Below are 11,755 nucleotides of genomic sequence, written 5' to 3' on the forward strand. Positions count from 1 at the left end.
GACTAGTGTAGACGAGATTTCGTGAGCTGCGATTTCCAGGTTGTCAGACATTGTTAATGTCTGCGCCGGGATCAGCGGCTACTGAACCATCGATCATTGCGGGTGTGCGACCAGCACAGCCACCCCATACTTGCCGCGCGGGCGAGCATCAGGCAGATGAGAGAAAACCAGAGCCCGTGATTGCCCCAGCCTGTTGTCAGCCACCATACGGGTGCGAAAACGCCGAGCGCAGAGAATAGCATGGTGTTCTGCATATCGCGGGTGCGAGTCGCGCCAATAAACACTCCATCGAACAGAAACCCCCAGACTGAGGCAATGGGGAGTAGCCAGAGCCAGGGCAGATATTGCCAGGCGGCGATGCGCACGCCTTCAATACCGGTCAGCAGGGATATCATGCTGCGTCCACCAAGAACGAACACAAGGGTCAGCAGCAGAGAGCCCCAGAGTGACCAGCGCAGCGCACAGCGGAATACTACAAAGAATCTACGCCGGCTGTTTCTGCCTACAGATTCGCCAATCAAGGCTTCGGCGGCGTTGGCAAAGCCGTCCAGAGCGTTGGAAATCAGGAGCAGGAAGGTAATCAGCACTGCATTGGCTGCCAGTATGGTGTCACCCTGACGAGCACCCTGAGCCGTGAAAAAGGCCAGTACGAGCAACAGAGCGATGGTGCGAACCATGATGTAGCGATTTACCTGGAGGATTGCCAGATAGTCCGCAAGCTTCCCGAACAATTCCCTGGTGAGCCGTTGTCCATCGGGCATCCGGCGCAACACAATGGCGAACCCGATGATTGCAGCACCATACTCTGCAATCACTGTGGCGATGGCTACTCCCCGGCTGTTCCAGCCCATAACCGTCACAAAAAGTATATCCAGTACGATATTCAGGCCATTGGCGACAATGAGCATGATCATCGGGCCGCGCGCGAACTGGGTGCCGATCAGCCAGCCCACCAGAGTGTACTGACAAAGCACTGCCGGAGCGCTCCAGATTCTTATGGCTGCATACTCAGCGGCAAGCTCGGCAACGTGCGGGCTCGGGTTCATCAGCGCCAGTCCGGTTTCAATCATTGGCTGGTGACAAAGAATGAGTAGCAGGCCGATACCGACTGCCAGCATCACCGAACGCAGCAGCAAAGCAACCTGACTGAAGCTGTCGCGCTTACCCCATGCCTGGGCTGCAAGCCCCGTTGTGCCCATGCGCATGAAACCGAATGTCCAGTACAGGATGCTGAACAGGTTGGCACCAACAGCCACCGCGCCAAGGTATTCCGGGCTTTGCAGATGTCCAAGTACCGCCGTATCCACCAGCCCCAGTAATGGAACTGTGAGGTTGGTGAGCATAAGAGGCCATGCGAGGGCCCACAAGCGCCGGTCTGTTACTGACAACCTGAATGTCATATTCGATCTGCTTCTTAAAAGTGCTGAGTTAGTGGTTTTAGGTTTAGCCGATTTTTTAGTGTTTTTTTGATCTGTGTCTATACTCGTTTTTGAGGTATCTATAAGCAGGCTTTCACTCTGATGTTACCGGTGAATGCGAGAGCACCGGGGAAAAATCAGAGGGATAACGCAAAATCCGACAAGAATAATACTCTGTGGAGACACAGTATGCGTGTGCACGCTCAGCGGGCAGGTGCCCTGTTCGGTGGTCTGTCGTTCCCCGCGCTGTCACTGGCGGACTGGACGGTAAACATGACCCCGGGGGTAACCGGTACCAGTAACGATATTTTTGACCTTCATATGACCATTTTCTGGATCTGCGTCGCCATTGGCGTTGTGGTATTCGGGATCATGTTCTGGTCTATCTTCGCCCACCGCAAGTCCCAGGGCGCAAAACCTGCAAATTTTCATGAGAATACACTGGTTGAGATCCTGTGGACCCTCATACCGCTTGTGATTCTCGTCATTATGGCGATTCCAGCCACTGCAACCCTGATAGATATGTACGACACCACTGAGTCAGATATAGACATCAAGGTGACGGGGTATCAGTGGAAATGGCAGTACGAATATATAAATGAAGATTTTGGTTACTTTTCCAACCTTGCAACACCGTCAGACCAGATCAGTAACAGGCAGGCCAAGGGTGAAAACTACCTGCTGGAGGTGGATAACCCTATGGTTATTCCTGTGGGTAAAAAGATCCGTTTCCTGCTGACGGCAAACGACGTAATACATTCCTGGTGGGTGCCGGACTTTGGCGTCAAGAAGGATGCTATCCCTGGTTTTATCAATGAAGCCTGGACCCGTGTGGACAAGCCGGGCACTTACCGAGGCCAGTGTACCGAGCTATGTGGCAAAGACCATGGGTTTATGCCCGTGGTGGTGAAAGCTGTGTCAGAAGAAGATTACAACATCTGGGTTAACCAACAGATTGCCATGGCAGAGAAAGAGCGTGAGCTGACCCAGAAAGACTGGACCATGGAAGAACTGCTGGAACGAGGTGAGAAAGCTTACGCGACCGCCTGCGCGGCCTGTCACCAGGCTGATGGCAGCGGTGTGCCGCCGGCCTTCCCTGCACTCAGGGGCAGCGCTATTGCGACCGGAGATATAGCCGATCACATCAATATCGTGGTGAACGGCAAACCGGGCACGGCTATGCAGGCCTTCGGTGGCCAGCTGAATGAAGCAGATCTTGCAGCCATCATTACCTACGAGCGTAACGCCTGGGGTAACAAGGTTGGCGACATGGTCACGCCGAAAGAAATCTTCGATTACAAGAACTCACAGTAATCAACGCCGGATAACAGCTATCACCAGCCACAATAATTGGCGGTAACGGGGGTTTTAATGAGTGCGGTTGCAGATACCCACGCCCAGGAACATCATCATGGCCCGGCTAGCGGCATCAGTCGCTGGCTGCTGACCACTAATCACAAAGATATCGGGACCATGTACCTGATATTCAGCTTTACCATGTTCCTTCTGGGGGGAACCATGGCAATGGTTATACGGGCTGAACTGTTCCAGCCGGGCTTGCAGATTGTCCAGCCGGAATTCTTCAACCAGATGACCACCATGCATGGTCTGATCATGGTATTTGGTGCTGTTATGCCTGCATTTGTAGGGCTGGCAAACTGGATGGTGCCGCTGATGATCGGCGCGCCGGACATGGCCCTGCCGCGGATGAACAACTGGAGTTTCTGGCTGCTGCCCTGTGCATTCCTGATACTGGTTTCAACGCTGTTCATGGAAGGCGGTGCGCCTAACTTCGGCTGGACATTTTACGCGCCGCTTTCCACTACTTACGGGCCGCCGAGCACAACCTTCTTTATTTTCGCCATCCACATCATGGGTGTGTCGTCGATCATGGGGGCCATTAACGTTATCGCCACGATACTGAATATGCGAGCGCCCGGCATGACCATGATGAAAATGCCCATGTTTGTGTGGACCTGGCTGATTACTGCGTTTTTGCTTATTGCGGTAATGCCGGTGCTGGCAGGTGTAGTCACCATGATGCTGATGGACATCAACTTTGGAACCAGCTTCTTCAATGCCGCCGGTGGTGGTGACCCGGTTCTGTTCCAGCATGTGTTCTGGTTCTTCGGGCATCCGGAGGTTTACATCATGATTCTGCCGGCGTTTGGTGCGGTATCGCATATTATCCCGGCGTTTTCGCGTAAGCGGCTGTTTGGTTATGCCTCGATGGTGTACGCGGTGGGCGCGATTGCACTGCTTTCGTTCCTGGTATGGGCGCACCATATGTTTACCGTAGGTGTTCCCGTCGCCGGGCAGCTGTTCTTTATGTACGCCACCCTGCTGATTGCCGTCCCGACAGGGGTGAAGGTGTTTAACTGGGTTGCCACTATGTTCCGGGGCTCTCTTACCTTTGAGGCTCCCATGTTGTTTGCCGTCGCTTTTGTCATCCTGTTTACGATCGGTGGTTTCTCCGGCCTGATGCTGGCGATTGCCCCGGCAGACTTCCAGTACCACGACACCTATTTTGTGGTTGCCCACTTCCATTACGTTCTGGTTCCTGGCGCCATATTTGGCATCTTCGCTTCGGCATACTTCTGGCTGCCCAAGTGGACCGGTCATATGTATGACGAAACCCTGGCCAAAACCCATTTCTGGTTGTCGTTTATCGGGATGAACCTGGCCTTTTTCCCGATGCACTTTCTGGGTCTTGCCGGCATGCCCCGCCGGATTCCTGACTACGCTCTGCAGTTTGCTGATTTCAATATGGTGTCGAGTATCGGGGCCTTCATGTTTGGCTCGACCCAGCTATTGTTCCTTCTGATCGTAGTGAAGTGTGTGAAAGGCGGGGAGAAAGCGCCTGCCAAGCCATGGGAAGGTGCAGAGGGGCTGGAATGGACAGTTCCTTCTCCAGCGCCTTATCACACCTTTTCCACTCCACCTGTTGTGAAGTAGGAGGCAGGACTCAATGGCCGAGCAGCCGGTAGATACGCCTACTCCCCAGCGCACCAATGCGCGGGTTGTCGGCTGGTGTCTCGCCAGCGTGGCCGGCATGTTTGCCTTCGGTTTTGCGATGGTGCCTTTGTACGATGTTTTTTGTGACATCACCGGCATCAATGGCAAAACCAGTGGCCGGTACGAGTCCACCGAAGTTTCGGTTGCGGATATGAAACGCACCGTCAAAGTACAGTTTCTGGCCCAGAACGGGCCGGATATGCCTTGGGTTTTTCGTCCGGTATCCCGAAGTGTGGAAGTTCATCCAGGCGAGGCAATTACTGTAAGTTTTTATGCCGAGAATCCTACCGACAGGGATATGGTCGGGCAGGCGGTGCCCAGCCTGTCGCCATCTGAAGGGACTCTGTACTTCCATAAAACAGAGTGTTTCTGCTTTAACCAGCAACCGCTGGCAGCCGGCGAGAACACAGAAATGCCTCTGGTTTTCATCGTGGACCGGGACCTGCCCAGCCACATTACCAAGTTGACGCTGTCCTATACCCTTTATGACCAGGGTGAACCACAAACTGCGGTTTTTAAAACAACAACAATCGATAATGGATAAGCCATCGGAGACTGCTATGGCGGACTTTCAGACCTACTACGTTCCCGAACAGAGCAAATGGCCTATTGTTGCCACCGTCGGCCTTGGGGTGACCCTCTACGGTGCCGCCTCAATTATGGTCAGCAGCAACCATGGAGGCAGCACCAGCGGTGACTGGATGATTTTTGCGGTTGGCATGCTGATCATGATTTATATGCTGTTTGGCTGGTTTGGCAGCGTGATTAAAGAAAGCCGCTCCGGATTGTACAGCCCTCAGATGGATCGCTCATTCCGTTGGGGTATGAGCTGGTTCATTTTCTCGGAGATCATGTTTTTTGCGGCCTTTTTCGGAGCACTTTTCTATGCTCGTGTGTTTGTTGTGCCATGGCTCGGGGGGGAAGGTGACAGGGGTAGTTCCAACATGCTTTGGGAGGGGTTTGAGGCAACCTGGCCATTGATCAACAACCCGGACCCGGAAGCCTTCCCGGCACCGAAATCGGTCATCGGAGCCTGGGGCTTACCGCTGATAAACACCGTTCTGCTGGTCACTTCATCATTTACCGTGACGGTAGCGCATCACGCGCTCAAAGCCGGCAACCGAAAGAAAGTGAAAATCTGGTTGGGAGCGACCATTGTGCTGGCTCTCGCATTCCTGTTTTTACAGGCAGAAGAGTATGTGCATGCCTATCAGGACCTCAATCTGACGCTTCAGTCCGGTATATACGGCAGTACCTTTTTTATGCTCACCGGTTTTCATGGCGTTCATGTGATGCTGGGTACGCTGATGCTGATCATTATGCTGATACGCATTCACAAAGGGCATTTCTCCTCGGATAACCATTTCGGATTTGAGGCAACTTCCTGGTACTGGCACTTTGTGGATGTGGTCTGGCTGGGTTTGTTTGTGTTCGTGTATGTCATCTGAGGTGACCGGGAGCCCCTGTCAGGGAGTCGGGTGCAGTGTCAGGCTCCCTTGCCACAGTGACAGAAGAATTACCGCCAGCAAAAGTACGCTGAGCGTTACCCGGACAGCGAGGGAGTTCACTACACGGTTGGTTTTTCCGCCGTCTTTTATGAGAAAGAACAGACCGCTGAAAAGGCTGACGATAACGGCGAGCATGAGGAAAATGATGAGGGCTTTGAGCATAAAGAATCTCTCTGGTTTTTATTCTGACTGCTGCCAGATTCACTATAGCAGACCATGACGACGGCAAAGAAAAACCCTCGGGAATGGCACCTTGACTGGCGTTTGATGATTTTTACTGGCGCTTTCCTGCCACTTTTGGTGAGCCTGGGAATCTGGCAACTGAATCGGGCGGAAGAAAAACAGGCAATACTTGAACAGTGGCAGCAAGAGGCCCGGAATCTGGACTGGCCAGAGTTGGTAGGGAATGGCCTGGAAAATGGCAGGCCGGTGACGGTAACCGGGCTTTATGATGACCGAAGCTGGCTGCTGGATAACCGGACTCGAGATGGAATTGCGGGTTACGAGGTACTGACGGCGTTCCATCCGCTTCAGGGGCCACCGGTTCTGGTCAACAGGGGCTGGGTTGCTGCGCCGAGGACGAGAAATGAACTGCCCGATGTGACCCCTCCCGAGGGTGTGTTCAGCCTGACTGGACGGCTGGGTGAGTACCCGGAACCCCCGGTTTTATCGGGCAGGTCATTACCGGCAGATGGCTGGCCCCGGAGGGTGCAGATGCTTCCCGGACTGGTCGCAAGAGCTGAAGTCGCGAATCTGCCTGAGGCCATTATCCGGCTGCAGGACAATAAACAGCCCGGAGCTTACCGGGCTGACTGGGCGCCGGATCTGATGGGGCCGCAGACACATTACGGATATGCGACACAATGGTTTGCGCTTGCCATGGTGCTGACTATATTGAGTGTAGTAGCGAGTTATCGAAAGACAGGAGCCAATAATGACAATGACAATGGCTAACCGGATACCACAGCGGGAGGAGGCAGAAGGCCCGTCCCCGGAACAGATACGCAGAGGTCGTCGCACCGCGATTCTGTTGTTTTCCCTTGGCTTCGGGCCGATGATTCTGGCCACAGTGATGTTCTATACCGGCTGGTTGAATCCGGCGGGACACACCAACCAGGGCGTGCTGATCACTCCAGCGGTGCAGGTGGCGGATCTGGGTCTTGAGACGCTTTCGGGAGAGCCTCTCGACAGGCGCTTCAGTGCAGCCCGGACGGATCCCCAATGGTTGCTTGTAGTTGTGGCTGGCGAGTGTGACAACCGTTGTGAAGAGCTTCTCTATCTGTCGCGGCAAGCGAACATCGCACTGGGCAAAAATGCCAGCCGTGTATCCAGAGCTGCTGTTCTGGGCGGTATTACCGGCGATCTGGCCGCGCGCTGGCCCACGGAATACCGGTTAATGGAGCGTCTGGTACCTGCGCCGGGTACAACGCCGGCCTGGCCCGCAGGCATCAATCCGGAAAAAGAGCCGCGCATCATGCTGATTGATCCTTTCGGGAATGTGATGATGCACTATGGCCCGGAAAATTCTGGCAAGGACATGCTCAAAGATCTGAAACACCTGCTCAAATTATCACAGGTGGGCTGAAATTCAGCCTGGAGGAGTGACCTTGCATCATTCGCCCGCCACTGCACACCCGGCCAAAGCCATGGTTAACTGGGCAACATTCGCGGTGCTTCTTGCCATTGTGGTGATCATGCTGGGAGCATGGACCCGCCTGGTTCATGCTGGCCTGGGTTGCCCCGACTGGCCGGGTTGTTACGGATTTATCACCGTGCCCCAGAGCGAGGCGAGCATTGCGATCGCCAATGCCCGCTTTCCGGATACCCCGGTGGATGTGGCCAAGGGCTGGCCGGAAATGATCCACCGCTACGCAGCCGGTACGCTGGGGCTGGTGGTGTTCGGCCTGGCTGCCTGCGCGGTACGTCAGCGCCGAAGCGGCGTGCCTTTCAGACTACCCCTGTTCATCGCCGCGTTCATTCTGCTGCAGGGGGCTTTCGGTATGTGGACGGTCACTCTGAAGCTCTGGCCGCAGGTTGTTGCTCTTCACCTGTTGGGTGGTTTTACAACACTGAGCCTGCTCACTTTGCTGGTTCTTCGTCTTCGGAAGTTTGCGGCTCGCCAGGCAGCGGCTATCCCTGAAACATATGCCTCTGCAATCAGGCCCGCACCGGCTTGCGGTCTGGCGGGTTTTCGCCCATGGCTTTTCGGGGGGCTGTTTCTGGTCATTATGCAGATAGCACTTGGAGCCTGGACAGCAGCGAATTACGCGGCCGTCGCCTGTACCGATCTGCCAACCTGTCAGGGCCAGTGGTGGCCAGAAGGTATGGATTTTCAACATGGTTTTGATATTACCCAGCATGTCGGCCCTAACTATCTTGGAGGGCAGCTCAACGCGGATGGGCGGGTAGCGATTCACGTAACCCACAGGGCAGGTGCTTTGGTGGTTCTGGCGTATTTTACCGTTCTGCTGGTTTTGCTCTGGCGCAGGGCCTCCAGCCGGGGTCTGCGCGGCTCTGTTCTGCTGGTTACAGCTGCCCTGGCCGCCCAGATCAGTCTCGGGCTTGCCAACGTTCTGTTTTATATTCCTCTTCCGGTTGCTGTTGCCCATAACGCTATGGGCGCAGGGCTGCTGCTGTCGGTCATTTACCTGACCTGGCGGCACTATCAGTTGATGCAGTTGTCACCACAGCCAAAGATTGAAACAGCAATACATACAACAACAATGAATCAGGAGATTACGGCATGAGTGAGCATGTAGACGTACTGCCGGCCCAAGGGGTTGCCATTGAGTCCACCCGCTCGATTTCCTGGCGGGATTACCTGGAACTGACCAAGCCCCGGGTTGTGGCGCTGATGATCCTGACATCGGTAATCGGTATGTTGCTGGCGACTTCCGGATTGCCGAGCTGGACCGTACTGATATACGGCAACCTGGGTATTGCTCTGCTTGCAGGTGCTGCAGCCGTGGTTAATCACGTGGTTGATCAGAAAATTGATACGGTTATGGCCCGTACCCGCAAACGTCCGGTTGCCACGGGCAGGATTTCCCCGGTAGAAGCAATCGTATTTGCAGCGTTACTGGCCTGTGTTGGTATGGTTGTGTTGATGTGGCAGGTAAATCACCTGACGGCCTGGCTCACCCTTGCTTCTCTGGTAGGGTATGCCGGTGTTTACACGTTGTTTCTTAAACGCGCGACTCCCCAGAACATCACTATCGGTGGTCTCGCAGGGGCTATGCCACCCCTGCTTGGCTGGACGGCAGTTACCGGCCAGGTAGATGGCCATGCACTGCTTCTGGTTCTGATCATCTTCGCCTGGACCCCACCCCACTTCTGGGCGCTGGCCATTCACCGCAAAGAGGAATATGCGAAGGCCGGTATCCCCATGCTGCCCGTCACCCACGGTAATAAATACACTGAACTGCATATCCTGCTTTATACGCTCATGTTGCTGGCTGTCAGCCTGCTACCATTTGTCACAGGTATGTCCGGCTGGATTTACCTGGCCGGGGCCCTCGTATTAGGCTTACGCTTTCTGCACTATGCTGTGCGCTTGATTAAGGGTGATGACCGGCGAGTTGCACTGAACACCTTCAAATACTCCATCACTTACCTGATGGCTTTGTTTGTGGTACTTCTTGTGGATCACTTTGTGTTTTTCTGACTTGGTGCACACGCGCCAGCAGGAGGGGGGGAGCCTTTTCCGCCGGGAAAAAATGTCTGAGCGCAGCGAGTTGTTTTTCCCAGAGGAAAAGGCTCCCCTCCTCCTGCTGTCATTGCGTTACTGCTGAGTTGGCCAATTGGAGTAATGATGAATCGTTCAGTTCGGGTGACCTTGTTTGCACTTCTGCTACTGGTGGTGCTGATTTTTGGTGGGGTTGTAGGGCGGCAGGTGTTTCTGGCCGATGGTGGGGAACCCGCACCGGCGCCGGATCTGGCTGAAATGAACACTTATGTTTATGACCAGCCGCGGCCGCTGGCAGAATTTACACTTACCAATGAAAACGGAGAAACCGTAACCCGGGAGAACCTGAAGGGGCGGTGGACGTTTGCATTCGTGGGTTACACAAATTGCCCTGATATCTGCCCGGCGGCCATGGCGAATCTGCGCCGTACCGATAAACTGCTGTCAAATGAGTTGCCGCAGCCGGACTATCTTCTGGTCAGTGCAGATCCGGAGCACGACACGCCGGAGCAGCTAAAGGCCTACACAGGCTTTTTTGGTGAGAACTTTCATGGTTTAACCGGGGATCTGGAAACCTTGCGTGAGTTGGCGAAAAGCCTGAGTGCGGTTTTTGTGCATCGCGAGGTGGATGGGCAGTTGCTGGTCGACCACAGCGGGCATTTCGCGCTGGTGAACCCGGATGGTGAACTCGCTGCCGTTATTCAACCGCCCCATAACCCGGAGCAGCTGGCTGAGGCTTTCGAGCGCATCTATCTGTGGGCGAAAATCAATCATGACAAGGCCTCATCCTGAGGCCGCTGGACCGGTTATTCTGCCAAGGTCAGGCTGACACAACAGTGCGACTCGCATAAACTGCCCGGCTGAAAACAAACCCGCCGGAACAGACCTTATGCCGCAGCTGAATCACACCACCCCGAAAGAGCTCTTTGGCGTTCTGGCTGCTGGCGCCATTATGCTGATGGTTGTGCACGGGCTTGGTCGTTTTATCTACACCCCGCTGCTGCCTTATCTGGTGGATGATGCGCAGTTCTCTGCGCCAGAGGGCGCGGCGGTTGCTACCTGGAATTACTTTGGTTACCTGGTGGGCGCCATGCTGGCGATTCGCTGGCACAGGGTCAGCCAGATTCGCGTTCTGCTTCCCGCTTTTCTGGCTGTGCACGTTATAACCACAGTCTTCATAACCCAGACGGATAGTCTGATCGTTATCTCTGTCAGCCGCTGGCTGAACGGCGTCGCCAATGGTGTGATTTTCGTACAGGCTCCGGCGCTGATTCTTGAATGGCTGGTGTTACGCAATCGTGCCAGTATGAGTGGGCTTGTATACATAGGTGTGGGGTTGGGTCTGCTGGTTTCCAGCGGGCTGGTATCCGGCACTGCCGATTGGCTGGAAGGCGCTGAACGCTGGTGGCCAGCGGCTCTGATCTCCATCCCTTTGGCTCTGTGGGGTGCTTTCAGGCTATCGAGTCTGGAGCTGCAGGATCACCCAGCCGGCGGTGGCGGCAAAGCCGCAGTTACCACTCCACTCATCGACCGGGCCAGTATTCCGCTGTTCCTTTCCTATGCGGGGGCAGGGCTGGGCTATATTCTTCCTATGACTTTCCTGCCTCTGCTGGCGAACCTGGAGCTGGAAGCTGACCACTGGTTGCTCGACGGAACCTGGCTCATCGTCGCCCTGTGCACTATTCCGGCCGCCTGGGTGTGGAATAAACTCGGTGCAAAAATGGGCGATATACCTGCCCTCAAGCTGAATTTTCTGATTCAGCTGGCGGGGGTGCTGGGCGTCGTTCTCTGGCCGGGAGCTGTTGGCCTGGTACTATGTGCTGCACTGGTAGGCGGCACTTTCCTTGGTACTGTATTGCTGACGCAGCGTATCGGCCGTGCCTTGCACCCGCACCAGGGGCCGCGACTATCTGCCGCCATGGTGGCCCTCTACGGCTTCACCCAAATGGTTGGTCCATGGCTGACCAAACAATGGCTGGATGCCGGTGGCACCCTTGTTTCCGCTTTCGGAATTGGCGTTGGGGCACTGGCTTTTGGCCTGATCTTCGTCTTCTTCGTTCCCCGCCCTGAAGCCTGGCACGCAAGAACGATCCGTACCGACGGATAATACCCGGGCTCAACCATGTTAA

The 11,755-nt window shown here is 55.0% G+C and carries 12 protein-coding genes; 10 read left to right on the forward strand and 2 right to left on the reverse strand.

All coding sequences use genetic code 11. The features are described 5' to 3' along the window. Positions 1–71 precede the first annotated feature (71 nt). Positions 72–1,400: an MATE family efflux transporter gene (locus CPA50_RS11530; RefSeq protein WP_096782661.1), complete on the reverse strand. Its 1,329-nt coding sequence runs from the start codon at positions 1,398–1,400 to the stop codon at positions 72–74. A gap of 207 nt (positions 1,401–1,607) precedes the next feature. Between CPA50_RS11530 and coxB the strand changes: the two genes are divergently transcribed. From coxB to CPA50_RS11550, 4 genes are read left to right on the forward strand one after another with little or no spacing between them, the layout of a single operon-like run. Next, entirely contained in the window at positions 1,608–2,732 is a 1,125-nt protein-coding gene (gene coxB / locus CPA50_RS11535; RefSeq protein ID WP_096782662.1) for a cytochrome c oxidase subunit II, read from the forward strand. Positions 2,733–2,789: 57 nt separating this feature from the next. Next, a complete protein-coding gene (ctaD, locus tag CPA50_RS11540; protein WP_096782663.1) occupies positions 2,790–4,373 on the forward strand; it encodes a cytochrome c oxidase subunit I in 1,584 nt (527 codons plus the stop codon). Positions 4,374–4,386: 13 nt separating this feature from the next. Continuing rightward, complete coding sequence (locus CPA50_RS11545; RefSeq protein WP_096782664.1) at positions 4,387–4,977, forward strand: cytochrome c oxidase assembly protein; 591 nt, start codon at positions 4,387–4,389, stop codon at positions 4,975–4,977. A gap of 16 nt (positions 4,978–4,993) precedes the next feature. Next, the gene (locus tag CPA50_RS11550; protein ID WP_096782665.1) at positions 4,994–5,881 is read left to right on the forward strand and encodes a cytochrome c oxidase subunit 3; all 888 of its coding nucleotides are present in this window, start codon (positions 4,994–4,996) and stop codon (positions 5,879–5,881) included. Between the two features lie 18 nt (positions 5,882–5,899). Here the strand turns inward: CPA50_RS11550 and CPA50_RS11555 are convergent, their stop codons facing one another. Next, positions 5,900–6,103, reverse strand: coding sequence for a twin transmembrane helix small protein (locus CPA50_RS11555; RefSeq protein WP_096782666.1), 204 nt, complete (start codon positions 6,101–6,103; stop codon positions 5,900–5,902). Positions 6,104–6,157: 54 nt separating this feature from the next. On the opposite strand from CPA50_RS11555, the gene CPA50_RS11560 reads away from it, so the two are divergent. From CPA50_RS11560 to CPA50_RS11585, 6 genes are all read left to right on the forward strand, one after another. Continuing rightward, positions 6,158–6,895, forward strand: a complete 738-nt coding sequence (locus tag CPA50_RS11560) for an SURF1 family protein (RefSeq protein ID WP_096782667.1) — start codon at positions 6,158–6,160, stop codon at positions 6,893–6,895. Further along, positions 6,876–7,526, forward strand: a complete 651-nt coding sequence (locus CPA50_RS11565) for a hypothetical protein (RefSeq protein ID WP_227519613.1) — start codon at positions 6,876–6,878, stop codon at positions 7,524–7,526. The genes CPA50_RS11560 and CPA50_RS11565 overlap by 20 nt, the downstream gene beginning before the upstream one ends. A gap of 61 nt (positions 7,527–7,587) precedes the next feature. Further along, complete coding sequence (locus tag CPA50_RS11570) at positions 7,588–8,688, forward strand: COX15/CtaA family protein (RefSeq protein WP_096782972.1); 1,101 nt, start codon at positions 7,588–7,590, stop codon at positions 8,686–8,688. Next, the gene (gene cyoE / locus CPA50_RS11575; protein WP_096782668.1) at positions 8,685–9,605 is read left to right on the forward strand and encodes a heme o synthase; all 921 of its coding nucleotides are present in this window, start codon (positions 8,685–8,687) and stop codon (positions 9,603–9,605) included. The genes CPA50_RS11570 and cyoE overlap by 4 nt, the downstream gene beginning before the upstream one ends. 147 nt (positions 9,606–9,752) lie before the next feature. Then, positions 9,753–10,418: an SCO family protein gene (locus CPA50_RS11580; protein ID WP_096782669.1), complete on the forward strand. Its 666-nt coding sequence runs from the start codon at positions 9,753–9,755 to the stop codon at positions 10,416–10,418. A 97-nt stretch (positions 10,419–10,515) separates the two neighbouring features. Next, positions 10,516–11,733, forward strand: coding sequence for a YbfB/YjiJ family MFS transporter (locus CPA50_RS11585; RefSeq protein WP_096782670.1), 1,218 nt, complete (start codon positions 10,516–10,518; stop codon positions 11,731–11,733). The last annotated feature ends 22 nt before the right edge of the window (positions 11,734–11,755 follow it).

The organism is Marinobacter sp. ANT_B65 (assembly GCF_002407605.1).
Lineage (GTDB): Bacteria > Pseudomonadota > Gammaproteobacteria > Pseudomonadales > Oleiphilaceae > Marinobacter.

Excerpts from the sequence above, each read along its gene's own strand:
- CPA50_RS11585 (WP_096782670.1), top strand. The coding sequence starts at position 10,516 with ATGCCGCAGCTGAATCACACCACCCCGAAAGAGCTCTTTGGCGTTCTG.
- CPA50_RS11555 (WP_096782666.1), bottom strand. The coding sequence starts at position 6,103 with ATGCTCAAAGCCCTCATCATTTTCCTCATGCTCGCCGTTATCGTCAGC.
- CPA50_RS11560 (WP_096782667.1), top strand. The coding sequence starts at position 6,158 with ATGACGACGGCAAAGAAAAACCCTCGGGAATGGCACCTTGACTGGCGT.
- CPA50_RS11530 (WP_096782661.1), bottom strand. The coding sequence starts at position 1,400 with ATGACATTCAGGTTGTCAGTAACAGACCGGCGCTTGTGGGCCCTCGCA.
- CPA50_RS11565 (WP_227519613.1), top strand. The coding sequence starts at position 6,876 with ATGACAATGACAATGGCTAACCGGATACCACAGCGGGAGGAGGCAGAA.
- CPA50_RS11570 (WP_096782972.1), top strand. The coding sequence starts at position 7,588 with ATGGTTAACTGGGCAACATTCGCGGTGCTTCTTGCCATTGTGGTGATC.
- coxB (WP_096782662.1), top strand. The coding sequence starts at position 1,608 with ATGCGTGTGCACGCTCAGCGGGCAGGTGCCCTGTTCGGTGGTCTGTCG.
- CPA50_RS11545 (WP_096782664.1), top strand. The coding sequence starts at position 4,387 with ATGGCCGAGCAGCCGGTAGATACGCCTACTCCCCAGCGCACCAATGCG.
- cyoE (WP_096782668.1), top strand. The coding sequence starts at position 8,685 with ATGAGTGAGCATGTAGACGTACTGCCGGCCCAAGGGGTTGCCATTGAG.
- CPA50_RS11580 (WP_096782669.1), top strand. The coding sequence starts at position 9,753 with ATGAATCGTTCAGTTCGGGTGACCTTGTTTGCACTTCTGCTACTGGTG.
- ctaD (WP_096782663.1), top strand. The coding sequence starts at position 2,790 with ATGAGTGCGGTTGCAGATACCCACGCCCAGGAACATCATCATGGCCCG.
- CPA50_RS11550 (WP_096782665.1), top strand. The coding sequence starts at position 4,994 with ATGGCGGACTTTCAGACCTACTACGTTCCCGAACAGAGCAAATGGCCT.